Here is a 25,523-nt window from a genome sequence, read left to right on the forward strand (position 1 = left end):
CGTGCTTCCATGGACGAATGATCGATGATGAGCTTGTCGCAGGAGTCGAGGAAGCGATCCGTAAGGCCGTGGCTGGGGAGATCATGCCGCGCTGGCGGCAGCTCGCCAAGCACGAGGTCGTGGAGAAGGCCGGACCGCACGATCTGGTGACCGTGGCTGACCAGCGGGCCGAGGAGCAGCTGACCGTCTCGCTCTCCGCGTTGCTGCCCGGCTCGGTGGTGGTCGGTGAGGAGACGGTGCACGACGATCCCGGCTCCTACGAGGCGCTGCTCGGCGACGCGCCGGTGTGGATCGTGGACCCGGTCGACGGCACCCGGCAGTTCGTACGGGGTGAGGACGGCTTCTGCACTCTGGTCACGCTCGCCCGCCACGGCGAGCTGCTGGCCTCCTGGACCTTCGCCCCGGCGCGCGAGCTGCTGGCCACCGCCCGGCTCGGTGGGGGAGCGGAGCTGAACGGTGTGCCGATCCACTCCGGTTCCCCGGAGCCGGGCAAGACGCTTGAAGTGGCCTGCTCACACCCGGACTTCACCGATGAGGACCAGAAGCGGGCGCTGCTTGGCCTGCGTACCGAGGGCGTCGCTCCACGTCCGTGCGGCTCGGCCGGGCTGGAGTATCTGGCCGTCGCCACGGGCGCCGTGGACGCGACGGCCTTCTCCTGGGAGAAGGCCTGGGACCATGCCGCCGGGCTGCTGCTGGTCACCGAGGCGGGCGGCGCGCAGGGGACGGTGGCGGGGAAGCCGTTCAGTATCGCGGGCGGCAACGCCCTGCCCTTCTCCGCTGCCCGGGATGAGGCCACTTTGCGGCGTATCCTGGGCCTGCTTGCGGGCGGTCACTGAGTCGGCCGCGCGATGAGGCAGCGGTTGCTGGCAGGCGCTGCCAGCTGATCCTCAAGGGCGAGGGGAGCCAACGTGCCCTGGATGCGTGACGCGGTCGTGGTGGGAGCCGGGCCGAATGGGCTGACGGCCGCCGTCGAACTGGCGCGCCGTGGCTTCGCCGTGGAGCTCTTCGAGGCGCTCGACACGGTCGGCGGCGGTGCCCGCACGGAGGAGCTGACGCTTCCCGGCTTCCGGCACGACCCCTGCTCAGCGGTGCATCCGCTGGGCGCGGGCTCGCCCGCCTTCAACGCCATGCCGCTGCACCGCTACGGCCTCCAGTGGCTGCACCACGAGCTGCCGCTGGCCCACCCCTTCCCGGACGGTACGGCGGTCACGCTGGCCCGCTCGGTGGGCGAGACCGCGATGTCGCTGGGACCGCGCGACGCGGGCGCCTACCGCCGGCTGATGGCGCCCTATCTGGGCAAATGGGAAACGCTCGCCGCGGACTTCCTCAAGGTGCCCTGGGACGGGCCGCCCAGGGATCCGGTCACCCTGGCCCGCTTCGGCCTGAACGGCATTCAGCCCGTCGCCTGGCTGAACCGCCGCTTCCGCGATGACAAGGCCCGGGCGCTGCTGGACGGGCTGGCCGCGCATGTCATCTCACCGCCCACCACCAACGCCACCGCTGCCATCGCCATGGTCTTCGCGCTCGCGGCGCATGAACACGGCTGGCCGGTGGCGCGCGGCGGCTCGCAGGCCATCTCCGACGCGCTGGCGGGGTATCTGCGCGACCTCGGCGGTGTCATCCATACCGGCGTCGAGGTCAGACGGCTGGATGAACTCCCGCCCGCCCGCGCGTATATCTTCGATACGTCACCGACCGCGCTGGCCCGGATCGCCGGACTGGGGCGGGCCTACCGTAACTTCCGGTACGGCTCCGCCGTCTTCAAGATTGACTACGCGCTGGACGGGCCGGTGCCCTGGTCCGCCAAGGAGGCCCGCCGGGCCGGGACCGTCCATATCGGGCCGACCAGCGGTGAGATCAGGGCCGCACTGCGTGCCGCCGCCGTCCAGGGCCGGGCCCCCGAGACCCCCTTTCTGATCACGGCTCAGCCCACCCTGGTCGACCCGGACCGTGCCCCCGAGGGAAAGCACACCTACTGGGCGTATGGCCATGTGCCGCGGGGCTGGGACGGCGACCTCACCGACGCCATCGAGCGGCAGATCGAGCGCTTCGCCCCCGGCTTCCGTGACCTTGTGCTCGCCCGTGCCACCGCGGCCCCCGCCGAGCTGGCCGCCCGCAACGCCAACTATGTCGGCGGCGATATCGCCTGCGGGGCCTTCTCCGGCCTCCAGACGCTGCTCCGCCCCAAGCTCGCCCTGGTCCCTTACGCCACCTCGCACCCGGCCGTCTTCCTGTGCTCCTCAGCCAGCTGGCCCGGCCCCGGGGTGCACGGCATGTCCGGCCACAACGCGGCAAAGGCGGTCTGGCGCCGTCTGCGCCAAGCCAGGTGACGGGGCCCAGGGAGCCGGTTTCGGCTGACTCGGGCGGCTATGGGGCCGTATAACCGGATTCATTCGAGTGGCGTGACGTGCGTATCCGCCATGCCAGACCGTGCGGCGTGGTCGCCGGACCCATCCGCCGGATAGGCTCACAGAGGCGCGACTACCTGTTCGAAAGCAAGGGACGACCCACATGACGCAAACAGGGCGCGTGCTGATCGCCGCGGATAAGTTCAAGGGATCGCTCACGGCCGTCCAGGTCGCCGAGCATGTGACGGCTGGACTCCACCGCGCCCGGCCGGGTGTGGAGATCGAGGCACTGCCCGTCGCGGACGGCGGCGACGGCACCGTCGCGGCGGCGGTCGCAAGCGGCTTTGAACGGCGTGAGGCCGTGGTGACCGGGCCACTCGGGGATTCCGTGACCGCCGCGTACGCGCTGCGCGGCACCACCGCCGTGGTCGAGATGGCTGAGGCCTCCGGCCTCCAGCTGCTGCCTGAGGGTGTCTTCGCACCGCTCACGGCGACCACCTACGGCAGCGGTGAGCTGCTGCTGGCCGCCGTGGAGGCGGGAGCCCGGACGATTGTCTTCGGTGTCGGCGGCTCGGCGACCACGGATGGCGGCGCGGGCATGCTCGCCGCGCTGGGTGCCCGCTTCCACGACACGGACGGCCAGCTGGTCGCGCCCGGCGGCGGATCGCTGCGGAATCTGGCAAGCGCGGATCTGTCCGGCCTGGATCCCCGGCTCGCGGACGTCGAGATCATCCTCGCCAGCGATGTGGACAACCCGTTGACCGGTCCGAAGGGTGCTCCGGCGGTCTATGGTCCGCAGAAGGGTGCCACCGAGGATGATGTCGCCGCGCTGGACGCGGGCCTCAGCCGGTACGCGCGTGTGCTGGAGCAGGCCGTCGGGACGCGGGCCGCGGAGTGCGCACTGGCGCCGGGCGCGGGCGCGGCGGGCGGTATCGGCTATGGGGCGCTGGTCGGTCTGAACGCGACGTTCCGTCCCGGCATCGAGGTGCTCCTCGATGTGCTGGGCTTCGCCCCGGCGCTTGACCGTGCTGACCTCGTCATCACGGGCGAGGGCTCCATGGACCTCCAGACCCTCCATGGCAAAGCTCCGGCGGGGGTGGCGGCGGCGGCCCGTAAGGCGGGCAAGCGGGTGGTGGCGGTCTGCGGCCGTCTGGCGATCGACGAGCAGTCGATCGCTGCGGCGGGGATCGAGGCGGTCTATCCGCTGACCGACATCGAGCCCGATCCCGAGAAGTGCATGGCCAACGCGGGTCCTCTGCTGGAACGGACCGCCGAGCGCCTGGCCGGCCACTGGCTCAGCTCGTAGCTCCGCAGGGCGGCCGCGTTGGGGGTTTCCCCGGTTCCCGCCCCTTCCCGGCTGTGCCGATGTGCGGCTCCGCCGCGTGGCGGGGCTTTATCCGGCTGCGGGGTGCCGGGGGCGGGTTTCCCCGTATCCCGCCCCTTCCCGGAAACCGGGGCTTCGCCCCGGGGCCCCGGGGGTTGGCCGGTGCGGGCCGGTGGCCGGGTTGTGCCCATCCACAGCCCCTCGCGGGGCTGCGAGTGCCCCCAGTTTCGGGAAGGGGCGGGAATTGGGGGAGCCCCACCGCTACGCCGCGGCGTCCGTGAGGCGGAAGGCGTCCAGGGCGAGGGTCATTTCCGTGAGGTCGCGAGGGTGGGACAGCGACCGCGAGGTCAGCTGCTCCAGGCGCCGCAAGCGGTTGAAGACCGTATTGCGGTGGCAGTAGAGCCGGGTCGCCGCCCGCCCCGCGGAGGCCCGGCACTCCAGCCAGGCGTCCAGCGTCTCCAGCAGCACCGCACGGTCGGCGGCCTCCAGCTCAAGCAGCGGGCCGAAGACATCCGAGATCAGCAGCCCGGCCAGCTCCGGCTGGCTGACCACCAGCGCGGTCGGCAGCCTCTCGTCCAGCCGTACGCAACGGTCGGCCTCAGGCGCACAGGTCCGCAGCGCGACCTCGGCCAGCCGACGGGCCCGGCCGAGCTCGCCCAGGCTCTCCACCACCGGGGAGATGCCGCCCGGCCCCGGGCAGCGGGCGCTGAGCACCGCCGCCAGCGCGGCGAGCCCGGACTCGCCCAGGGCCACCACCGCCACCTCGTAGTCGGTGCGCATCCGCCAGGTGAAGCCCATCCCCTCGGCGGCGGAGATGCGGTGGAAGGGGGCCTGCCCCGGACGCCGCTCGGCGCGCAGCGCCACCACCGCGTACCGGCCCTGCTCCGGCAGGTCGAGCGCGGCCGAGGCGCGCTGTACCAGGCCCGGCGCGTTCTGTCCCTCCAGGAGCGCGTCCAGCAGCGCCTGTACCCGTTCATCGGTGCGCCGCAGCATCTCCTGCTCCGTGGCCCGGTAGGCGTCCGCGGCCGTGGCCGCCTGCCGGTCGACGGTCGCCCACATCGCCGTGGCCGCGTGCATCACGGCCGACAGCGCCTCCGGACCCTGCTCGTCCGCCGTCTCCAGCAGCGCGTCCCAGGTGATATACCCCGCATGCCGGTAGGCGTGCACCAGCAGATCGAGCGGCAGGCCCTGCTCGGCCCGGCGGCGGCCGGTGCGCTCCGCCAGCTCCAGGTCACGGCGCTCGGTGGTGGTGGGGGCCGCCATCACCTCGATGCCCAGGCGCATCGCCGTACAGACCGAATGCCACTGCTCATCGGACGACAGCGCCCGGCTGTACAGCGGTGAGTAGTCATTGAGGTCGGTGACCAGCTGCTCGGTGAGCTGCGGCACCTGCTCCAGCAGCTTCCGGGCAGCACAGGTCACCAAAGTGCGCTCTTGCTCGGTGCGGGGCTTGCGGACGGTCACGTCACCTCCCGGCGGCACGGGCGGCCAGGATGCCACCTCCACGGGCGCCTGGACAGAGCTGTGCCCGTGCACAGCTCGGCGGCTCCGCCGCTGGTCACCGGTAGCGATTCCGCCATGGCGCGTGGACGCCGCACCCACACCGGTGCTGTGGTGAGCGCCTTATCCGGTTGGAAGGAGGAGCCGATGACGGCTGCGGCTCTGGAGCTGCGGGGGGTGTCCGTCGGCTACGGCCCGGTGCGGGCACTGAACGCGGTCTCCGTGGAGGTGCCCGAAGGGGCGGTGGTCACCGTGCTCGGTGGCAATGGCGCGGGCAAGTCAACACTGCTGCGGGCGGTCTCCCGCACGCTGCCCTTTCACGGCGGGGCGATCGGCTCGGGCTCGGTCAGCTTCGCCGGACAGCGGTTGGACGGGCTCTCCCCGGCCCAGGTAGTGGCGACCGGCGTGGTGCAGGTGCCGGAGGGCCGCCAGGTGTTCGCCCGGATGACCGTGGCCGACAACCTCAGGGCGGGCGCACTGGGCTCCCGGGGCGGTCGTAAGGCCGCCGCGGCGGCGCTGGAGCGGGTGCATGACCTCTTTCCGGTGCTGGCCGAGCGGGCCCAGCAGCGGGCCGGGCTGCTCTCCGGCGGCGAGCAGCAGATGCTCGCCATGGGCCGGGCCCTGATGGCCCGCCCCCGGCTGCTGTTGCTGGATGAACCCTCCCTGGGCCTGGCGCCGATGATGGCCGCCCGGATCGCCGATACGGTGCGGGACATCAACGCCCAGGGCACCTCGGTCCTGCTGGTGGAACAGAACGCGGCCCTCGCCCTGACGCTCGCCTCCTCGGCGTATGTGCTCGAAGTCGGCGAGATCACTCTCGAAGGACCGGCCGGAGAGCTCGCCGCCTCGGATGAGGTACGCCGTCGGTATCTGGGCGTGGTCGACGAGGACGCCGCCGCTGACGCTTCCCGTGCCGAGCAGGCGGTTCCGGCACTGGGCAGGTGGTCGCAGTGAACGCCCCGGCCAGAGTCCCGGCCACAGCCCCGGACATACCGGCGCTCGCAGTCCGGGAGGTGACCGTGCGCTTCGCTGGGCTGACCGCCCTGGACGCCGTCTCCTTCACCGTCGAGCCCGGCAGCGTGCACGCCGTCATCGGCCCGAACGGCGCCGGCAAGTCGACCTGCTTCAATGTGCTCTCCGGGGTCTACCGGGCGGCATCCGGCAGCGTCCGCTTCGGCGATGACGAGCTGACCGCCCTGGCTCCCCACCAGATCGCGGAGCTCGGTGTCGCCCGTACGTTCCAGAACATCGCACTCCCCGCACATCTCACCGTCGCCGATGCCCTGATGCTGGGCCGTCACCGGCTGACCCGGGCGGGCTTCCTCGCTGCGGGACTGCGACTGCCCTTCGCCACCAGGGAGTCTGCCCGGCACCGCGAACGGATCCGGGAGATCGCCGCGTTCGTCGGCCTGGAAGGCCAGCTGGACCAGCCGACCGGTGCGCTGCCTTACGGCTCGCAGAAGCTGGTCGAGCTCGGCCGTGCGCTGGCCATGGAGCCCCGGCTGCTGCTGCTGGATGAGCCGGTGGCCGGTATGACCGCCGATGAACGGCGCCGCACCGCGGCCGTCATCGCGGGAGTACGCGAAAGCCTCGGCATCTCCATCGTCCTGGTCGAACACGACATGGGGGTGGTGATGCGGCTCGCGGACGCGGTGACCGTACTCGACTTCGGGCGCCGCATCGCGGATGGCGCGCCCGCACAGGTACAGAGCGAACCCGCGGTCGTGCGTGCCTACCTGGGCGAGGAGGCAACCCAGTGACGACCTTCACCGAACTGCTGCTGAACGGGCTCTCGCTCGGCTCGGTCTATGCGCTGATCGCCCTCGGTTTTGTGGTGATCTTCAAGGCGACCGAGGTGGTGAACTTCGCCCACGCCTCACTGCTGCTGGCCGGCGGCTATGTCGCTGCCGTGCTCCAGGAGGACATCGGCTTCTGGGCCGCGCTGGTCGCGGGGATCGCGAGCGCCGCCACCCTTGGTGCCCTGGTCGAGTTTCTGGTGATCCGCCGCTACCGGGGGCGGGACCACAGCGTGCTGGCCATTGCCACCATTGGCGTCGATATCCTCCTCATCACGGAGCTGACCCGGCGGATCGGCTCCCGGGTCTACGGCCTGAACGACCCCTGGGGCGACCGGCTGCTGACGATCGGGACCATCACCATCCCGCAGACCCGGGTCGCCGCGCTGGTCGTCGCGGCCCTGCTCATCACCGCCTTTCTGCTCGCCTTCCGCTACACCTACTGGGGTGTGGCGATGCGCGCGGCGGCCGAGCACCCTGAGACCGCGGCGCTGATGGGCGTGCGGCTCGGCCGGGTATCGATGTCCGCCTGGGCGGTGGCCGGGGGACTGGCCGCTGTCGCCGCGCTGTTCCTCTCCGTCTTTCCCACTCCCGGCCTGGAGCGCGGCACCTCGCTGGCCGCGTTCAAGGCGTTTCCGGCGGCCATCCTCGGCGGTCTCGATTCCACCACCGGAGCGCTGGTGGGCGGACTGATCGTCGGCGTGACCGAGGCGCTGGCCACCGGCTATCAGGGCGAGCTGTCGTTCCTGGGCCGCGGCATCGGAGAGCTGGCGCCGTATCTGGTGATGATCATGGTCTTGCTGGTGCGACCGGCTGGGCTCTTCGGAACGAGGGAGCTGACCCGTGTCTGAGCGTCCCACTGGATACACCTGGGCCGTACGCGGTGCGCTCGGTGTTCTGCTCCTCGCCCTGCCGTTCTATCTGGACCGTTTCTGGCTGCAGGCCGGGCTCTTCGCGATGGCCGCCGCCATCGGGGCGATCGGCCTCAATATGCTGACCGGATCGACTGGCCAGCTCTCCTTGGGCCATGCCTTCTTCCTCGCCGTCGGCGCCTATGGCTACTGCGTCCTCGCCGGGGACGGCGGCGGCAAGGGGGAGCTGATCGGTTTCGGCCTGCCGCCCTGGCTGGCGATGCTGCTGGCGGTGCTCATAGCGGGGGCCGCGGGCGGGCTGTTCAGCCCGATCGCCGGGCGGCTGCGCGGTGCGTATCTCGGCATCGCCACGCTGGCGCTGATCTTCGTCGGTCAGCATGTACTGTTCAACGCCCATGATCTGACCGGTGGTTACAACGGCCGCGATGTGCCACCGCTGTCGCTGTTCGGCTTCGCCTTCGACGACACCGAGGTGATCGTCGCCGCGGTGCCCTTCCAGTCCGCCGAGAAGCTCTGGTACGCCGGTCTGGTCCTGCTCACCCTGTCCGCGCTGTTCGCCCGCGGCGTCCTGCGCGGACGTCCGGGCCGGGCGATGAACGCCATCCGCGATCACCGGATCGCCGCCGGGGTGATGGGGGTCCCGGTGGCCCGCTACCGTGCCGGCGCCTTTGTCCTCTCCTCGATGTACGCGGGCCTGGCCGGGGTGCTGCTCGCGCTGGCCTTCCAGCGCACGGTGCCGGAGTACTTCGGGTTCATTCTCTCCCTCGAATATCTGGCCATGATCGTCATCGGTGGCCTGGGGTCAGTGGCGGGAGCGGTCCTCGGCGCCGCCCTCGTCTCACTCCTGCCGCAGGTTCTCAGCCGTTACGGCGACGCTCTGCCGCTGGTCTCCGCACCCGGTACGGGCGGCGTCTCCCCGGGCGAGATGGCCCGCTATCTGTACGGCGCCACCGTGGTCGCGGTGGTGCTGTTCCTGCCGGGCGGCCTGGTCCAGCTTGCCGCCCGTCGCATCCCCGGCAAGCGCGTCTCACTCAAGAAGGCCCTCAAGGAAAAGGCCCTTAAGAAAGAGGCCCCTGAGAAAGAGGTACAACCATGAGGAAAACCCGTGTGCCACGCACGGCCATCGCCGCGTTCACGGTTCTGGCGGCCCTCTCCGCAGGGTGCAGCAGCAAGGCCGTCAACGAGGACAAGGGCGGTACGGACGCCGACGGTGTGAAGACCGGCAACGGTGTCACCGACAAGGTCATCCCGCTGGGGGTGCTCACGGATATGACCGGCCCCTACGCCTCGCTGGGCAAGAGCGTCACCCAGGCGCAGCAGCTCTACGTCAAGAAGATCAACGCGGACGGCGGGATCTGCGGCCGCAAGCTGAAGCTGACCGTGCGCGATCACGGCTATGACGCGGGGAAGGCGATCCCCGCGTACACCGAGCTGCAGCCCGAGGTGCTGGGCTTTGTCCAGTTCATCGGATCCCCGTATGTGAGTGCGACCAAGGGGCGTATCGGCAAGGACAAGGCGCTGGTGGTGCCGCAGGCCTGGGCGGCCTCGCTGCTGGGCAGCGAGTACATCCGCACGATTGGAGCGACCTACGACATTGAGACGATCAACGCCGTGAACTTCCTGGTCGAGGAGAAGGGGATCAAGAACGGCGACAAGATCGGCCATGTCTACTTCGAGGGCGACTACGGGGAGAACGCCCTGGAGGGATCCAAGTACGCCGCGAAGAAGGCCGGGCTGACCATCGTCGGGCAGAAGATCAAGCCGACTGATGAGGATATGTCGGCCCAGGTCGCGGCGTTGAAGCGGGCCGGAGTCAAGGCGATACTGATCAGCGCCGGGCCGCGCCAGGCGGCCTCTCTGGCGGGTGTCGCGGCGGGCGGCGGGCTCAATGTGCCCGTGGTCGGCAACAACTCCGCGTTCGCCCCGCAGCTGCTGAAGACCCAGGCGGCTCCGGCGCTGATGAACGACTTCTATATCGCCGCTTCCACGCTGCCGATCGGTGCGGAGGACCCGGCGCCCGCGAAACTCGCCAAGGAGTACAAGGCCGCGTACCCGAAGGACTCCCTGGACAACGGCGTGGTCGCGGGCTGGACTGCGGCCGGTGCCTTCGGCACGATCCTGAAGAAGGCATGCGAGGACAAGGACCTCACCCGGGAGGGAGTCGCCAGGGCACTGTCCAAGGTCAAGAACTTTGACGACGGCTTTGGCATCGCCCATGACTTCTCGGACCCGGCCACCCCGTCGACCCGCAAAAGCCTCATCCTCAAGCCCGACGACAAGGTTCCGGGCGGCCTGAAGGTCCACAAGGAGGCCGCGGCGTCGGACGTGGCCGAGGGCTTCACCTTCGGCGACTGACCCCCGCACCCGCGAACGACGCCGCGCGCATCGCCGGGCACATGTGCCCGGCGACGCGCGCGGAAGTGGTGACGGCTCAGCCCTGCGCGGCGGCGCGGGCCTCCCGCCGGTTGTCGCGGAACGTATTGACGCGCCGTGCGGTGGCGAAGAGCGGGATCACCGCACCCAGCACCACCTGGAGCGCGCAGCCGGTCTGGAGCAGCAGCTCACCGCCAGGTGCGTCGAGGGCCCAGGCGGCCAGCATGCCCATCGCCAGCACGATCCAGCTCAGCATCGCCACCGCGAGCAGCCCCCGCGGCTTCGGGTACTCGACCCGGCTCACCATCAGCCAGGCCACCCCGATGATCGCCAGCAGCGTGGGGATGAACGGCAGCTCCAGCAGCACGATCGATACGAGCGTGAGCGCCCCGAAGGGGCTCGGCATGCCCTGGAAGATCCCGTCCCGCAGGGTCACGCAGGAGAATCTCGCAAGCCGCAGCACCACCGCCAGCAGCACCACGATGGCGGCGAGCGCCGAGACATGCTGGTGCGCGTCATTGGCGACCATGCCCCAGACCAGCACAAAGTACGCAGGCGCCAGCCCAAAGCTGATCAGGTCGGAGAGGTTGTCCAGCTCCGCGCCCATCGCCGAGCTGCGCAGCTTGCGCGCCACGATCCCGTCGAAGAGGTCGAAGATCGAGGCGAGCAGCATCAGCATCACCGCGGTGGCCGCGCTGTGCCGTGCCATGCCGCCGTCCTCGCTGCCCGTCAGATGCGGGATGAGGACACCGGTCGTGGTGAAGTACACGGCCATAAAGCCGCAGGTGGCGTTACCGAGCGTGAGGGTGTCTGCTATAGAGAGCCGCGTCGACAGCGGCATTTCCTCGTCGTCCGCCTCGGCGTCGAGTGTCCAGGCGGCCGGTGGAGTATCAGGATCAATCACGGTCAAGACGTGTCACCCCCGCGGTGGTGGCCTGACCCACCTCAAGGGCGGTCTCGACACCCTCCGGGAGGTAGATGTCGACGCGTGAACCGAAGCGGATCAACCCGATCCGTTCCCCCTGCTCCACCTTGGCGCCCTGCGGCACATAGGGAACGATGCGCCGCGCCACGGCTCCGGCGATCTGCACCATCTCGATGTCGCCCAGCTCGGTGTCGAAGTGCCAGACAACGCGCTCGTTGTTCTCGCTCTCCTTGTTGAACGCCGGAACGAATCCACCGGGGATGTGCTCGACGGAGCTCACCGTGCCCGCGAGCGGGGCGCGGTTCACATGGACGTTCAGCGGGCTCATGAAGATCGCGACGCGGGTCCGTCCGTCCTTCCACGGCATGATGCTCTGCACCACACCGTCGGCCGGGGAGATCACCCTGCCCTGGGCGATCTCCCGCTCGGGGTCGCGGAAGAACCACAGCATGCCAGCGGCGAGCGCGGTGGCGGGCACAGCGACAGCGGCCGCCTTGCCGGAGCGCCGCGCGCGGGCGAGGCTGATGGCGGCGGTGGCCACCGTCGGCAGGAGCCACGGCGACGCTCCGCGCGCGAGACGCACGCGACCGCCTGGTGCAGAAGAGGGGCTGTGGGGCATGGATGACCTTCGTAGCGGAGGGTGCCGCGCAGATACGGGGGGCCACGGCTTTACCGAATGGTATCGGTTTCTGGCGGCAACTGGGCAAGCCAGAACCGGAGCCAGGGCCCAGAGACCCAGTTCGGGGTGTGATCCTCTTCTCGAAGAAAACACCCCGAAAAAGGACATTCAGCCCTGGAAGCGGTACTCCTCAAGGAGCCTGCGACCAATGATCATTTTCTGGATCTCAGCAGTTCCTTCACCGATCAGCAGCATCGGAGCCTCCCGGTAGAGCCGCTCGATCTCGTACTCCTTGGAGAATCCGTAACCGCCATGGATACGGAAGGCGTCCTCCACGACCTCCTTGCAGTACTCCGAGGCCAGATATTTGGCCATGCCCGCTTCGAGGTCATTGCGTTGACCGGAGTCCTTCTTTCGGGCGGCGCCGACCATCATCGCGTGTGCTGCCTCCACCTTGGTGGCCATTTCAGCCAGCTTGAACTGGATGGCCTGGTGCTGGGCGATCGGCTTGCCGAAGGTGTGCCGCTGCTGCGCGTAGGAAACACCCAACTCAAAAGCACGCTGGGCGACTCCGCAGCCACGGGCGGCCACATTGACCCGGCCGACCTCGACGCCGTCCATCATCTGGTAGAAGCCGCGCCCCGTGCCGCCGCCGAGTACCCGATTGGCCGGGATGCGCAGCCCATCCATGATCAACTCAGTGGTGTCGACACCCTTGTAGCCCATCTTGTCGATCTTGCCGGGGATGGTCAGACCTGGCCTGACCTCGCCGAATCCCGGCTCCTTCTCCACCAGGAAGGTGGTCATCGACTTATGCGGGGCCGTCCCCTCCGGGTGGCCCTCGTCGGTGCGGCAGAGCACCGCGACCAGCGTGGACGAACCACCGTTGGTCAGCCACATCTTCTGGCCGTTCAGGAGAAAGTCATCGCCGTCCCGGGTGCCCTTGGAGGTGATGGCGGAGACGTCCGAGCCAAGCCCCGGCTCCGACATGGAGAAGGCGCCGCGGATGTCACCGGCCGCCATCTTCGGCAGAAAGTAGTCCTTCTGCTCCTGGGTGCCGTGCTGCTTGAGCATGTAGGCGACGATGAAGTGCGTATTGATGATTCCCGACACGCTCATCCAGCCGCGGGCGATCTCCTCGACGCACAGCGCGTAAGTGAGCAGCGACTCACCGAGACCGCCGTACTCCTCCGGGATCATCAGCCCGAAGATGCCGAGTTCCTTGAGTCCTTCGACGATCTCGGCCGGATACTCGTCCTTGTGCTCAAGCTCGGTGGCGACCGGCAGGATCTCTTTGTCGACGAATCCGCGGACTGTGGAGATGATCTCCTGCTGAATATCCGTCAGTCCATCGGTCTGCGCGAGACGTCCCATCTCACTTCTCTCCGTTCTGCCGCTGGCGTGCCTGAAGCTCGGGGCGGCCCGGCTGCTCTCCGCCGCGTTCCTTGATGTAGGTGGCTGTAGGCACCATCACCTTGCGGCGGAAGACACAGACGAGGGTGCCGTCCTGCTTGTAACCCTTGGTCTCGACATAGACGATCCCCCGGTCCGACTTGGACTTGGACGGGGTCTTGTCCAGCACGGTCGTCTCGCCGTAGATGGTGTCGCCGTGGAAGGTCGGCGCCACATGCTTGAGCGACTCGATCTCCAGGTTGGCGATCGCCTTGCCGGACACATCCGGCACGGACATGCCCAGCAGCAGCGAGTAGATGTAGTTACCGACCACCACGTTCTTGCCGAAGTCCGTCGTCTTCTCGGCGTAGTTGACGTCCATATGGAGCGGGTGGTGGTTCATGGTGAGCAGACAGAAGAGATGGTCGTCGTACTCGGTGACGGTCTTTCCCGGCCAGTGCTTGTAGACGGCGCCGACCTCGAACTCCTCGTATGTGCGGCCGAACTGCATGGTGTGGGTCTCCGGTGGGGTGTGGTGGTGAGCGGTCGGTGCGGGGCGCCGGGCGGGGTTCCCCGTATCCCGCCCCTTCCCGGAAACCGGGGCTTCGCCCCGGGGCCCCGGGGTTTGCCGGTGCGGGCCGGTGGGCGGTGTTGTGCCCACCCGTTCCGCCCTGCGGAACGACTGCCCACAACACCCTGGGGTCTGGGTTACGCCTGCGGGGGTTCGAACTTGGAGGTGCGGTGCAGGCCTGCCGCGCGGCCCTTCCCGGCGATGACGAGCGCCATCTTGCGGCTGGCCTCGTCGATCATCTCGTCACCGATCATCGCTGAACCCTTCTTGCCGCCCTCCTCGGAGGTGAAGTACTCATACGCGTCGAGAATCAGCTCGGCGTGGTCGTAGTCCTCCTGCGAGGGGGAGAAGATCTCATTGGATGCCTCCACCTGCCCCGGGTGCAGCACCCACTTGCCGTCGAAGCCAAGGGCCGCGGCGCGCTGCGCCACCTCGCGGTAGCCCTCCACATTGCGGATCTGCAGATACGGGCCGTCGATCGCCTGGAGGTCGTGCGTACGGGCGGCCATCAGAATCCGCATCAGGATGTAGTGGTACGCGTCGGCCGGGTAGCCCGGCGGCTGCTCGCCGACGACCAGGGACTTCATATTGATCGAGGCCATAAAGTCGGCCGGGCCGAAGATGATGGTCTCCAGCCGCGGCGAGGCGGCCGCGATCTCGTCGACGTTCACCAGGCCCTTGGCGTTCTCGATCTGCGCCTCGATACCGATCCGTCCGACCTCGAAGCCCATCGTCTTCTCGATCTGGGTGAGCAGCAGATCGAGCGCGACGACCTGCTGCGCGTCCTGCACCTTCGGCAGCATGATGCAGTCGAGGTTGGGGCCCGCGCCCTCCACAACCGTGATCACATCGCGGTACGTCCAGTGCGTCGTCCAGTCGTTGACCCGCACGACCCGGGTCTTGCCGGTCCAGTCACCCTCGTTCAGCGCCTTCACAATGGTGTGCCGGGCGTCCGGCTTGGCGAGCGGGGCGCAGGCATCTTCCAGGTCCAGGAAGACCTGGTCCGCGGGCAGGCCCTGGGCCTTCTCCAGAAAGCGCGGGTTACTGCCGGGTACAGCCAGGCAGGAACGGCGCGGACGGAGCCGGTTGACGGTCATGCGGGGACCTCCAGAGGGTCGAGCTGGTTCGCTGTGCGGATCTCATCGACGATACGGCCGATGATCTCCGTAATGCCGAAGTCCTTCGGGGTGAAGACCGCCGCGACTCCGGCGGCGCGCAGCGCCTCGGCATCCGCGGCGGGGATGATGCCGCCGACGATCACGGGCATGTCGTCCACGCCCGTACGGCGGAGCCGGGCCAGTACGTCCGGCACCAGCTCGGCGTGCGAGCCGGAGAGGATGGACAGTCCGACGCAGTGCACATCCTCGGCGACGGCCGCCGAGACGATCTGCTCCGGGGTGAGCCGGATGCCCTGGTAGACCACCTCGAACCCGGCGTCCCGGGCCCGTACGGCGATCTGCTCGGCGCCATTGCTGTGCCCGTCCAGGCCCGGCTTGCCGACCAGTAGCCGCAGCTTGCCGGAGCCCAGCTCGGCTGCCGTGGCCTCGACCTTGCGGCGGACCTCGGCCAGTACGGAACCCTGCTCAGCGGAGACCGCGACCGGTGCGCCGCCCACTCCCGTTGGTGCCCGGAACTCCCCGAAGACATCGCGCAGCGCCCAGGCCCACTCCCCGGTGGTGACCCCGGCACGCGCGCACTCCACGGTGGCGGCCATCAGATTGGTGTCCCCGGCCGCCGCCTTCTTCAGCGCGGCCAGCGCCTCTTGGGCGCGCGGCTCATCACGCTGATCACGCCAGGTGTGCAGGGCCTCCACCACCCGCGCCTCATTGGCCGGGTCGACGGTCATGATGGCCGTGTCGAGGTCGGCGGTGAGCGGGTTGGGCTCGGTGGACTCGTAGCAGTTGACCCCGACGATCTTCTCCTCGCCGGATTCGATCCGGGCCCGTCGCTCGGCGTGCGAGGAGACGAGCTGGGACTTCAGGTAGCCGGACTCCACGGCCGCCATAGCCCCGCCCATCTCCTGGATCCGGTCGATCTCGGCCAGGCACTCGGTGACCAGCGAATCCACCTTTTCCTCGATGACATGGGAGCCCGCGAAGATGTCCTCGTACTCCAGCAGATCGCTCTCATGGGCGAGTACCTGCTGGATACGCAGCGACCACTGCTGGTCCCAGGGCCGGGGAAGGCCCAGCGCCTCGTTCCACGCGGGCAGCTGCACGGCGCGGGCGCGGGCGTCCTTGGAGAGAGTGACGGCCAGCATCTCCAGCACGATGCGCTGGACGTTGTTCTCCGGCTGCGCCTCGGTCAGGCCGAGGGAGTTGACCTGGACGCCATAGCGGAAGCGGCGCTGCTTGGGGTTCTCGATGCCGTAGCGCTCGCGGGTGACCTTGTCCCAGATACGGGTGAACGCCCGCATCTTGCACATCTCCTCGACGAAGCGGACGCCCGCGTTCACAAAGAAGGAGATACGGGCCACCACATCGCCCATCCGCTCCTGCGGCACCTGCCCCGAATCCCGGACCGCGTCCAGCACGGCGATCGCGGTGGACATCGCGTAGGCGATCTCCTGGACGGGGGTGGCTCCGGCCTCCTGCAGGTGGTAGCTGCAGATATTGATCGGGTTCCACTTGGGGATGTGGTTCACCGTGTAGGTGATCATGTCCGTCGTCAGCCGCAGCGACGGAACGGGCGGGAAGACATGCGTCCCGCGCGACAGGTACTCCTTCACGATGTCGTTCTGCGTCGTCCCCTGGAGCCTGGCGGGGTCCGCGCCCTGCTCCTCGGCGACCACCTGATAGAGCGCCAGCAGCCACATGGCGGTGGCGTTGATGGTCATCGAGGTGTTCATCTGCTCCAGCGGAATGTCCTGGAACAGCCGCCGCATATCGCCGAGATGGGAGACGGGGACCCCGACCCGGCCGACCTCGCCACGGGCGAGGACATGGTCGGGGTCATAGCCGGTCTGCGTCGGGAGGTCGAACGCGACCGACAAGCCGGTCTGGCCCTTGGCGAGATTGCGCCGGTACAGCTCATTGGACGCCTCGGCGGTGGAGTGCCCGGCGTAGGTCCGCATCAGCCACGGACGATCCTTCTGACGCTTGGTCATTGAGCCCGCTCTTCTCAGACGTTCCGGCTGGGCTTGCTCGTCTGCTCCGCTGGCGCGTCGCGGAACAGGTTGATGGCGTCGATGTGCTTGGCGCGCATCTCCTCGTCGCGCACGCCCATGCCCTCCTGCGGGGCGAGCGCGAGCACGGCGACCTTGCCCTGGTGGAGGTTGCGGTGCACGTCGTACGTGGCCTGACCGGTCTCCTCCAGGCTGTACGTCTTGGACACGGTGGGGTGGATCTTGCCCTTGGCGATCAGACGGTTGGCCTCCCACGCCTCCCGGTAGTTGGCGAAGTGCGAGCCCACGATGCGCTTGAGCGACATCCACAGATAGCGGTTGTCGTACTCGTGGTTGTAGCCGGAGGTCGAGGCACAGGTGACGATGGTGCCGCCCTTGCGGGTGACGTACACCGAGGCGCCGAAGGTCTCCCGGCCGGGGTGCTCAAAGACGATGTCGACGTCCTCGCCCCCGGTGAGCTCGCGGATGCGCTTGCCGAAGCGCTTCCACTCCCGGGGGTCCTGGTTGTGCTCGTCCTTCCAGAACTTGTAGCCCTCGGCCTTGCGGTCGATGATCGCCTCGGCGCCCATCTTCCGGCAGATCTCCGCCTTGTCCTCGCTGGAGACGACACAGATCGGGTTGGCGCCGCCGGCCAGCGCGAACTGGGTGGCGTAGCTGCCGAGACCGCCGCTGGCGCCCCAGATGAGGACATTGTCGCCCTGCTTCATGCCCGCGCCGTTACGGGAGACCAGCTGCCGGTAGGCGGTGGAGTTGACCAGACCGGGGGCGGCTGCCTCCTCCCAGGTGAGGTGTCCGGGCTTGGGCATCAGCTGGTTGGACTTGACCAGCGCGATCTCGGCGAGGCCGCCGAAGTTGGTCTCAAAGCCCCAGATGCGCTGCTCGGGGTCGAGCATGGTGTCGTTGTGCCCGTCGGCGGACTCCAGCTCCACGGAGAGGCAGTGCGCCACGACCTCGTCGCCCGGCCGCCAGGCGTTGACGCCCGGGCCGGTGCGCAGCACGACCCCCGACAGGTCGGAGCCGATGATGTGGTACGGCAGATCGTGCCGCTTGGCCAGCGGCGACGTGCGTCCGTAGCGCTCCAGGAAGCCGAAGGTCGACAGTGGCTCAAAGATCGAGGTCCACACCGAGTTGTAGTTCACGGAGCTGGCCATCACGGCGACCAGGGCCTCGCCCGGGCCCAGTTCGGGCACCGGGACGTCGTCCAGGTGAAGGGACTTACGGGGGTCCTTCTCCCAGGTGGCCAGCCCCTGGAACATCTCGGCGTCGTCCTTGTGCACGGTCACCGCGCGGTAGGACTCCGGGAGCTGGAGCTGGGCGAAGTCTTCTGAGGTGCTGTCTGGCGCGAGAATCGCGTCAAGGATGCTGTTCACGGTATGCCTCCGGCGAAGCGTGTTACGGGGACGCTTGAGGGACGTCGGGATGAGGCAGTGCCGTCGGTTCGGCGAGGTGTTGCTGTTGGCAGCGCTGGTGAGCGCGGGAGGTGCCTGTGACGCAGGCATCCGGACGCACGGTCGAGCCGTGGGGACAGTGCCCGGACTGGGGCTTACGCTATGACACCCAGTGCCAGTGCACAAGACACTGGGTGCCAAGAATTTCCCTCAATTGTCATCCCCACCGCCCGCATGGGCAACGGGTGGGGTGTCCCCGGTCCCGCCCCTTCCCGAAACTGGGGGTTTGCGCCCCCAGACCCCCACGGTGTTGTGGGCAGTCTCTGCCAGGGGCGGAGGGTGGGCACAACACGGCCGCACCCTGGGACCGGGGACCCCCGGAGCGGGGTCGCCCCATGGGGCAGCGCGCTAGCTCTGGCGCAGGGCGCGTTCGATGGTCTGCATGACCTCATCCAGCGGAGCATCCGTGCGGGCCACCGTCACCAGCACCTTGCCCTGCGCCGAGGCCCGCGCGGCGGGCCCGCCCCGCCCAGTGGTCTCCCCCCGGCTGGCGCCGAACCCGGTGCCGAAGGTCTGCCGCACAATCCCGAACGCGTGATCCAGCTGCGCCTCCACATCGCCCACCCCGCCGCCGCGCAGCCAGCGCCGCAGCACATGGTTGTGCGCGGTGACCACCGCCGACGCGGCGACCTCGGCGAGCAGCGGGTCGTCGTCACCGTCGTGGTGCGCGGCCTCATCGAAGTGGCCCAGCAGATAACGGGTGAACAGCCGCTCATAGCGGGCCACCGAGGCGATCTCCCGCTCGCGCAGCGCGGGCACCTCCCGGGTCAGCTTGTAACGCTCCACGCTCCCGGCCGGTGAGGCCGCGTACATCTTCATGACTTCCTTGATGCCTCGGCACACGGTGTCGAGTGGATGCTCATGCGCGGGCGCGGCATCCAGCACGGCCCGGGCGCGCTCCAGAGTGTCATCGTGGTCCGGGAAGATCGCCTCTTCCTTGGAGCGGAAGTGGCGGAAGAAGGTACGGCGGGCCACACCCGCCGTGGCGGCGATCTCGTCGACCGTGGTCGCCTCGTAACCCTTGGTGGCGAAGAGCTCCATCGCGGCCGCCGCCAAGTCACGCCGCATCTTCAGGCGCTGGGACGATGCGGGCGTACGGGCGGTCTTTGTGGGCTGCGACATGTGTTGAACGTTACACGGGGATATGCGCTCGGGAGGCGGGCTGCCCAGAGGTGGCTCCAGCAGCCCGCCCCACCCGGGGGCCTCGCTCACCGACGGGCGTACTCACGGAAGCCGCGCCCCGACTTACGGCCCAGGCAGCCCGCCGCGACCAGATGCTCCAGCAGTGGCGCCGGGGCCAGGCCCGGGTCGCGGAACTCCTTGTGCAGGACCTGCTCGATGGCCAGTGACACATCGAGCCCGACGACGTCCAGCAGCTCGAAGGGGCCCATGGGGTAGCCGCCGCCGAGCTTCATGGCCGTGTCGATGTCGTCGAGGGTGGCGTAGTGCTCCTCGACCATCTTGATCGCGTTGTTGAGGTAGGGGAACAGCAGCGCGTTCACGATGAAGCCCGCACGGTCGCCGCAGTCCACCGGGTGCTTGCGGATCTTGCCGCACACCTCGCGCACGGTGGCGTGCACATCGTCGCCGGTGAGGACCGTACGCACCACCTCGACCAGCTTCATCGCGGGCGCCGGGTTGAAGAAGTGCATCCCGATGACGTCCTGCGGCCGCGAGGTGGCTCTGGCGCAGGCGACGACCGGTAGCGAAGAGGTGGTCGTCGCCAGCACCGCGCCGGGCTTGCACACCTTGTCCAGGGTGGCGAAGAGCTGCTGCTTGACCGTCAGGTCCTCGGCGACCGCCTCCACCGCCAGATCCACCTCGGCCAGCGCGTCCAGCGAGCCCGCCGGGGTGATCCGGGCGAGCGTCGCGTCGCGGTCCTCCTGGCTCAGCCGCCCCTTCTTCACCGAGCGGTCCAGGGACTTGGCGATCCGGGCCTTGGCCGTTTCGGCCTTCTCCTCGCTGCGGGCGGTGAGCACCACCGCGTAGCCCGCCTTGGCGAAGACCTCGGCGATACCGCTGGCCATGGTGCCCGAGCCCGCCACCCCCACCGCGTTCACCGAGCGGGGAGCACCGCTCTGCGCGCCCTCGGCCGGGGTCTCGGCGTCCGGGACGACGGTCGGGCTCCCCAGCGACTCATAGGAGTAGAAGCCACGGCCCGCCTTACGTCCGGTGAGCCCCGCCTGGGTGAGCTGACCCAGGATCGGGGCGGGAGCGTGCAGCCGGTCCCGGGACTCGGCGTACATGGCGTCCAGGACGGTACGGGCGGTGTCGATGCCGATCAGATCGAGCAGGGCGAGCGGCCCCATCGGCAGCCCGCAGCCCAGCTTCATCGCGGCGTCGATGTCCTCCCGGGTGGCGTACTTGGCCTCGTACATCGCGGCGGCCTGGTTCAGGTAGCCGAAGAGCAGCCCGTCGGCGACAAAGCCCGGCCGGTCGCCGACCGCGATCGGCTCCTTGTCCAGTTCCTCGGCGAGCTGGGTCACCGCGTCAACCGCGTCCGGCGAGGTCAGCACGCAGGAGACCACCTCGACGAGCTTCATCGCCGGAGCCGGGTTGAAGAAGTGCAGGCCCACGACGCGTTCGGGGTGCGCGGAGTCGGCGGCGAGCCGGGTGACCGAGAGCGCGTTGGTGCCGGTGGCGAGGATCGCGGTCGGCTTGACGATGTCGTCCAGCGCGTGGAAGACCTGATGCTTGAGCTCGTAACTCTCGGGCACGACCTCAATCACCAGCTCGGCGTCGGCGGCGGCCTGGAGGTCCGGGTAGGTGCGGAAGCGGGCCAGGATGTCCTGCCGTTCCTGCTCGGTGATCCGCTCACGCTCGACGGCGCGGGCGGTGGCGGCCTCCAGGCTGAGGACGGCCTGCCGGGCCGCCTCGCCGCTGGTGTCGATGCCGATCACCTCGCGCCCTGCGCGGGCCAGGACTTCGGCGATACCGGTGCCCATCGTGCCGAGGCCGACGATGGCAACTGTGGTCAGGGAGGGACGGTCCATCACGGGACTCCAGGAGGGGTGACGACTGACTGAGCAGATGAGGGTGCTGGTGCGCCACACGGAAGGGCGCGCACCGAAAGCGCAGGCATGGACCGCGGCTACGCGGACATACGCGTGGCTGTGTGGAGTTGCCGGGCCGACCCTGTCCCGGGGGCCGGACCGTACTGGAACGTACTGGAACGTACGTGGCGTACTCGTGCTGAACCGACTGACACTCTCGGCGGCTGCGTCACCAGGCCGCCTGAGCGGGGGTGCCGCTCTGATGAGCACGCTAACTCACGAGTAACAAGAACACCAGAGGGCAGAACACGCCATGATGTGTGGTGCGGGTCACTCGGAAGGCGGGGCAGGGATGGATGATCAGCTCCAGACGCTGGCGCGGCGGGTGCGGGGTGAGGCGGAGCGGGCGGAGTGTGAGCGGCTGCTGGCCCTCGTACGGAGGGGCGACCGCGCGGCGCACGATGAGCTGGCACTGGTGCTCACCGAGCCCGGACGGCCGCTGTGGATGCGGGAGATCGCCGCGTACGCACTCGGCTGTGCGGGCGACCGGCGGGCCTTTGAGACGCTGGTCTTCCTGCTCAACTACCGCGATCCCGCGCGGGGTGCCACCGCCGCGGCCGCACTGGCCCGGCTCGGTGATCCGCGTACCGCCCGCGCCGCCGCGACCCTGGCGACCAACGAGCTGCGCACCGCCTATGCCCTGCACCCCATCCGGCTGCTGGCCCAGCTCGGCGCTCCCGAGTCCGTACCGGTGCTCATCACCACGCTGCGGCGGCTGCTGGCCGGACCTGACCACTACTGGCCCATCGCACGGGCCTGCGCGGAAGGGCTCGGGCAGCTCGGCGACCCCCGGGCCCGGACGGTGCTGACCGCGGCCAGGGAATTCGATCAGCTGCGCGCCGTCGCCGACAAAGCACTGCGCTGTCTGTGACACGGTCTGTGACTCATATGCGCTCTTGCCCCGAATGCGGCGGCGGCATCTACTGGGCGCTGCGGCTACAACTGGCTGCAACTGGCGGGTGAGCAACGGAGGTGGAGTGAGCGTGCGGCCCCTGACCTTTGTCGTCGGCACCGGGCGCAGCGGCTCGACCGCGCTGTCGAGCATCGTGAACCTGCACCCCGATGTGCTCAGCCTCAATGAGCTCCTCGCTTCGGTCGGCGCCGACCCCCGCCGTGACCCGCTGCCCGACAAGCCGCTGTCCGGGGTGGAGTTCTGGAGTCTGCTCGCCGACCCGAACCGGGTCTTCGACCGGATGATCCGCAGCGGTGCCCCGTTGCCGGAGTTTCTCTACAACCGGTCCCCTGGCCGCTTCTCGGCCGAGACCACCGGCATCCCCGCGCTCTGCCTGATGGTCCTGCCGCATCTCACCGACGACCCGGACACACTGCTCGATGAGCTCGCTCCCCGGGTCACCGCCTGGCCCAGCCGTCCGGTCGCCGCGCACTACGCGGCGCTGTTCGATCTGCTCTGCGCCCGCTTCGGCCGCCGGGCGGTCATCGAGCGCTCGGGCTACTCCCTGGGCTGGGTGCCCCGGCTGCGCGAGACGTTCCCGGAGGCGCGCTTTGTCCATCTGTTCAGGAACGGGCCGGACTGCGCGCTGTCCATGAGCCGTCACTCCGGCTACCGGATGATTACGCAACTGCGGGAGATCGAGGAGTCGGCCGGGGTCAGCTCGCTGGCCGACCTCACCGAGGAACACATCCGGTCTCTGCCCCCCGAGCTGGCCGGACTGCTGGCCGACCGGTTCGATCCCGCCCTGGTCCTGGAACGGCCGCTGCCGGTTACCCGGTTCGGCTCATTGTGGTCGCGCATCATCACCGATGGGGTGGCCATGCTGAACAAGATCCCGGCCCGGCAGCGTACGACCCTGGCGTACGAGGACCTGCTGGCCGCACCGGAGCGGGAGCTGGCGCGGCTGGCCGAGTTCGCCGGTGTGGAGCCGCTGCGGGACTGGCTGGACACCGGGCAGGCCATGCTCGACAGCGGACGGCGCGGCGCCGCCCTGCGGCTGCCGCCGGAAGAGCTCTCGGCGCTCCGCGAGAGCTGCGCCCCGGGTATGGCGGCCTTGCGCGGAGCGCGCTGATCCGCCTGTTCCTCAGGCGCCCGGCAGCGTGAGGCTCTCCGGGATCGCGTCGAAAGCCTCTGCCGCCTGGCGGGAAACTCTACCCTCACGAGAGGGTAGAGTTCTGGTGGAGAGGCGGTGCGATGGTGCGGCAGCTGATGCGGATCGGCGAGGTGTCCGAGCGTACGGGCTTGTCCCTGCGCACCATCCGGCACTACGAGGAGGTCGGCATCATCGGCCCCACCTCCCGCAGCGAGGGGGGCTTCCGGCTCTATACGGAGGCGGAGGTGCGGCGGCTCGCTGTGGTGCGCCGGATGCGGCCGCTCGGTTTCTGCCTGGAGGACGTACGGTCGTTGTTGGGAGTGCTGGAGCGGCTGCCCTCTACGGACCGGGCGGCGTCCGGGACTGATATCCAAGCGCACGATGAACTGGTGGCGACATTGCGGAAATTCTGGCAGGAAACGGACGCGAGGTGCGAGGGCCTGCGCCAGGAGCTGGCGAAGGCGGAGGACTTCGCCAGCTCGCTGCATGGTCATCTGGCACGCCTCGCGGAGGCGTCGGCGGCTCCGGGCGGGAAGCGATGAGCGGGCCCGCTGAAGAGGCCGCGCGCCGTCGTACGTTCGCTGTGATCAGCCACCCCGACGCGGGTAAGTCGACGCTGACCGAAGCCCTGGCCCTGCACGCCCATGCGATCACCTCGGCGGGCGCGGTGCACGGCAAGGGCAGCCGGAAGGGCGTCTCGTCCGACTGGATGGAGATGGAGAAGGCGCGCGGCATCTCCGTTACCTCCGCGGTGCTGCAGTTCGGTCACCGGGGGCAGGTGCTCAATCTGCTGGACACCCCGGGCCACGCCGACTTCTCCGAGGACACCTACCGGGTGCTGGCCGCCGTCGACTGCGCGATCATGCTCATTGACGCGGCCAAGGGCCTGGAGGAGCAGACCCGCAAGCTCTTCGATGTCTGCCGCCACCGTGGCATCCCTGTCATCACCTTCGTCAATAAGTGGGACCGGCCGGGCCGGGACGCCCTGGAACTGCTGGATGAGATCGAGCGGGAGTTCCGGCTGCGGCCTACGCCGGTCACCTGGCCGGTCGGTATCGCGGGCCATCTGCGCGGCCTCGTCGATGTCCGGGACCCGGACCGCATGCTGCGCTACACCCGTGCCCCCGGCGGTGCGAAGGAGGCCCTCGAGGAGACGGTCGAGGCCGACCGCGCCGCCGCCGAGGAGGGTGAGGACTGGGTACAGGCCACAGAGGAGCTGCACCTGCTGGCCGAGACCGGCGCCGAACACGACCAGGAGTCGTTCGAGGCCGGCAAGTCAACCCCGGTCTTCTTCGGTGCGGCCCTGAGCAATATCGGGGTACGGCTCCTGCTGGACGCGGTCGTCGATCTCGCTCCGGCACCGGCTGGGCGCCCGCTGGAAGGCGGGGGAGAGCGTCCGGTCGACGCCCCCTTCTCCGGGCTGGTTTTCAAAGTGCAGGCCAATATGGACCCTTCGCACCGCGACCGGATCGCCTTTATGCGGGTCTGTTCCGGGATCTTCGAGCGTGGCATGACCGTCACCCGGGCGGCGACCGGGCGGCCCTTCGCCACCAAGTACGCACACAGCGTCTTCGGCCAGGACCGCTCCTCCGTCGAAACCGCCTACCCCGGTGATGTGGTCGGCCTGGTCAACGCCGCCGCGCTACGCGTCGGGGACACTCTCTACACGGACAAGAGAGCCGTCTTCCCGCCGATGCCCACCTTCGCGCCCGAACACTTCGCGGTGGTACGCCCGGTGGACATCGGCCGCTCCAAACAATTCCGGCGCGGCATCGCGCAGCTGGACGAGGAGGGCGTCGTCCAGGTGCTGGTCTCCGAGCGGCGCGGGGAGCAGGCACCGGTGCTGGCGGCCGTAGGACCCATGCAGTTCGATGTGGTTCGGCACCGGATGGAGAACGAGTTCGGCGCCGCGGTCCGGCTGGAACCGCTGCAGTACGGCCATGCCCGCGCCACCGACAAGGCCGGAGCCGAGGCGCTCAACCGCTCCCGGCTGGTCCATGGTGAGGCGATGGTCCGCACCCGCGACGGTGCGTATCTGGGGCTCTTCCCCAACCGCTGGCACATCAGTTCCTTTGAGCGGGAGTTCCCGGACACCCCCCTGGAACCCCTTATCGCGGCTCACGAGTAGGGAGG

General features: G+C 69.2%; 22 protein-coding genes. 12 read left to right on the forward strand and 10 right to left on the reverse strand.

The genetic code is table 11. The features are described 5' to 3' along the window. Positions 1-17 precede the first annotated feature (17 nt). The 3 genes from test1122_RS23155 to test1122_RS23165 all read left to right on the forward strand — a co-directional run bounded on the left by test1122_RS23155 (position 18) and on the right by test1122_RS23165 (position 3,654). A complete protein-coding gene (locus tag test1122_RS23155) occupies positions 18-836 on the forward strand; it encodes an inositol monophosphatase family protein (protein ID WP_232271102.1) in 819 nt (272 codons plus the stop codon). A gap of 72 nt (positions 837-908) precedes the next feature. Next, positions 909-2,330 carry a phytoene desaturase family protein gene (locus test1122_RS23160; RefSeq protein WP_232271103.1) on the forward strand — a complete coding sequence of 474 codons (1,422 nt, stop codon included), beginning with the start codon at positions 909-911 and terminating at the stop codon, positions 2,328-2,330. Positions 2,331-2,511: 181 nt separating this feature from the next. Further along, on the forward strand, positions 2,512-3,654 hold the full coding sequence (locus tag test1122_RS23165; protein WP_232271104.1) for a glycerate kinase: 1,143 nt from the start codon (positions 2,512-2,514) through the stop codon (positions 3,652-3,654). Between the two features lie 279 nt (positions 3,655-3,933). On the opposite strand, the gene test1122_RS23170 is transcribed toward test1122_RS23165, so the two are convergent. Beyond that, a complete protein-coding gene (locus test1122_RS23170) occupies positions 3,934-5,136 on the reverse strand; it encodes a PucR family transcriptional regulator (protein ID WP_232271105.1) in 1,203 nt (400 codons plus the stop codon). Positions 5,137-5,319: 183 nt separating this feature from the next. On the opposite strand from test1122_RS23170, the gene test1122_RS23175 reads away from it, so the two are divergent. Genes test1122_RS23175 through test1122_RS23195 form a run of 5 tightly spaced genes read left to right on the forward strand, consistent with a single transcriptional unit; the run spans position 5,320 to position 10,195 of the window. Continuing rightward, positions 5,320-6,126, forward strand: a complete 807-nt coding sequence (locus tag test1122_RS23175; RefSeq protein WP_232271106.1) for an ABC transporter ATP-binding protein — start codon at positions 5,320-5,322, stop codon at positions 6,124-6,126. Beyond that, on the forward strand, positions 6,123-6,932 hold the full coding sequence (locus test1122_RS23180; RefSeq protein WP_232271107.1) for an ABC transporter ATP-binding protein: 810 nt from the start codon (positions 6,123-6,125) through the stop codon (positions 6,930-6,932). The genes test1122_RS23175 and test1122_RS23180 overlap by 4 nt, the downstream gene beginning before the upstream one ends. Next, a complete protein-coding gene (locus tag test1122_RS23185; RefSeq protein WP_232271108.1) occupies positions 6,929-7,819 on the forward strand; it encodes a branched-chain amino acid ABC transporter permease in 891 nt (296 codons plus the stop codon). The genes test1122_RS23180 and test1122_RS23185 overlap by 4 nt, the downstream gene beginning before the upstream one ends. Continuing rightward, positions 7,812-8,936 carry a branched-chain amino acid ABC transporter permease gene (locus test1122_RS23190; protein ID WP_232271109.1) on the forward strand — a complete coding sequence of 375 codons (1,125 nt, stop codon included), beginning with the start codon at positions 7,812-7,814 and terminating at the stop codon, positions 8,934-8,936. Before test1122_RS23185 ends, test1122_RS23190 begins: the two co-directional genes overlap by 8 nt. Further along, on the forward strand, positions 8,933-10,195 hold the full coding sequence (locus test1122_RS23195) for an ABC transporter substrate-binding protein (RefSeq protein WP_422397046.1): 1,263 nt from the start codon (positions 8,933-8,935) through the stop codon (positions 10,193-10,195). Before test1122_RS23190 ends, test1122_RS23195 begins: the two co-directional genes overlap by 4 nt. A 76-nt stretch (positions 10,196-10,271) precedes the next feature. Here the strand turns inward: test1122_RS23195 and pssA are convergent, their stop codons facing one another. The 9 genes from pssA to test1122_RS23240 form a co-directional block, all read right to left on the reverse strand. Further along, the gene (gene pssA, locus test1122_RS23200) at positions 10,272-11,123 is read right to left on the reverse strand and encodes a CDP-diacylglycerol--serine O-phosphatidyltransferase (RefSeq protein WP_232271111.1); all 852 of its coding nucleotides are present in this window, start codon (positions 11,121-11,123) and stop codon (positions 10,272-10,274) included. Further along, the gene (locus test1122_RS23205) at positions 11,110-11,757 is read right to left on the reverse strand and encodes a phosphatidylserine decarboxylase (RefSeq protein ID WP_232271112.1); all 648 of its coding nucleotides are present in this window, start codon (positions 11,755-11,757) and stop codon (positions 11,110-11,112) included. The genes pssA and test1122_RS23205 overlap by 14 nt, the downstream gene beginning before the upstream one ends. Positions 11,758-11,925: 168 nt before the next feature. Further along, positions 11,926-13,131 (reverse strand): acyl-CoA dehydrogenase family protein, encoded by a 1,206-nt coding sequence (locus test1122_RS23210; protein ID WP_232271113.1) that lies wholly within the window; start codon positions 13,129-13,131, stop codon positions 11,926-11,928. A 1-nt stretch (position 13,132) separates the two neighbouring features. Then, positions 13,133-13,660 carry a MaoC family dehydratase gene (locus test1122_RS23215; RefSeq protein ID WP_232271114.1) on the reverse strand — a complete coding sequence of 176 codons (528 nt, stop codon included), beginning with the start codon at positions 13,658-13,660 and terminating at the stop codon, positions 13,133-13,135. Between the two features lie 197 nt (positions 13,661-13,857). Continuing rightward, positions 13,858-14,817: an HpcH/HpaI aldolase/citrate lyase family protein gene (locus test1122_RS23220; protein WP_232271115.1), complete on the reverse strand. Its 960-nt coding sequence runs from the start codon at positions 14,815-14,817 to the stop codon at positions 13,858-13,860. Next, positions 14,814-16,826: a protein meaA gene (locus tag test1122_RS23225; protein WP_232271116.1), complete on the reverse strand. Its 2,013-nt coding sequence runs from the start codon at positions 16,824-16,826 to the stop codon at positions 14,814-14,816. Before test1122_RS23225 ends, test1122_RS23220 begins: the two co-directional genes overlap by 4 nt. Before the next feature lie 14 nt (positions 16,827-16,840). Then, entirely contained in the window at positions 16,841-18,214 is a 1,374-nt protein-coding gene (gene ccrA, locus test1122_RS23230) for a crotonyl-CoA carboxylase/reductase (RefSeq protein WP_232271117.1), read from the reverse strand. Positions 18,215-18,640: 426 nt separating this feature from the next. Next, positions 18,641-19,414, reverse strand: coding sequence for a TetR family transcriptional regulator (locus test1122_RS23235; protein WP_232271118.1), 774 nt, complete (start codon positions 19,412-19,414; stop codon positions 18,641-18,643). Between the two features lie 86 nt (positions 19,415-19,500). After that, on the reverse strand, positions 19,501-21,285 hold the full coding sequence (locus tag test1122_RS23240) for a 3-hydroxyacyl-CoA dehydrogenase family protein (RefSeq protein ID WP_232271119.1): 1,785 nt from the start codon (positions 21,283-21,285) through the stop codon (positions 19,501-19,503). A gap of 352 nt (positions 21,286-21,637) precedes the next feature. On the opposite strand from test1122_RS23240, the gene test1122_RS23245 reads away from it, so the two are divergent. From test1122_RS23245 to test1122_RS23260, 4 genes are all read left to right on the forward strand, one after another. Beyond that, positions 21,638-22,216, forward strand: a complete 579-nt coding sequence (locus test1122_RS23245) for a HEAT repeat domain-containing protein (RefSeq protein WP_232271120.1) — start codon at positions 21,638-21,640, stop codon at positions 22,214-22,216. 106 nt (positions 22,217-22,322) lie between these two features. Further along, positions 22,323-23,369, forward strand: a complete 1,047-nt coding sequence (locus tag test1122_RS23250; RefSeq protein WP_338423564.1) for a sulfotransferase — start codon at positions 22,323-22,325, stop codon at positions 23,367-23,369. Between the two features lie 122 nt (positions 23,370-23,491). Next, positions 23,492-23,932 (forward strand): MerR family transcriptional regulator, encoded by a 441-nt coding sequence (locus test1122_RS23255; RefSeq protein WP_232271121.1) that lies wholly within the window; start codon positions 23,492-23,494, stop codon positions 23,930-23,932. Further along, positions 23,929-25,518 carry a peptide chain release factor 3 gene (locus tag test1122_RS23260; protein ID WP_232271122.1) on the forward strand — a complete coding sequence of 530 codons (1,590 nt, stop codon included), beginning with the start codon at positions 23,929-23,931 and terminating at the stop codon, positions 25,516-25,518. Before test1122_RS23255 ends, test1122_RS23260 begins: the two co-directional genes overlap by 4 nt. Positions 25,519-25,523: the final 5 nt, after the last annotated feature.

Origin of the sequence: Streptomyces gobiensis (genome assembly GCF_021216675.1) — a bacterium.
Classification (GTDB): domain Bacteria; phylum Actinomycetota; class Actinomycetes; order Streptomycetales; family Streptomycetaceae; genus Streptomyces; species Streptomyces gobiensis.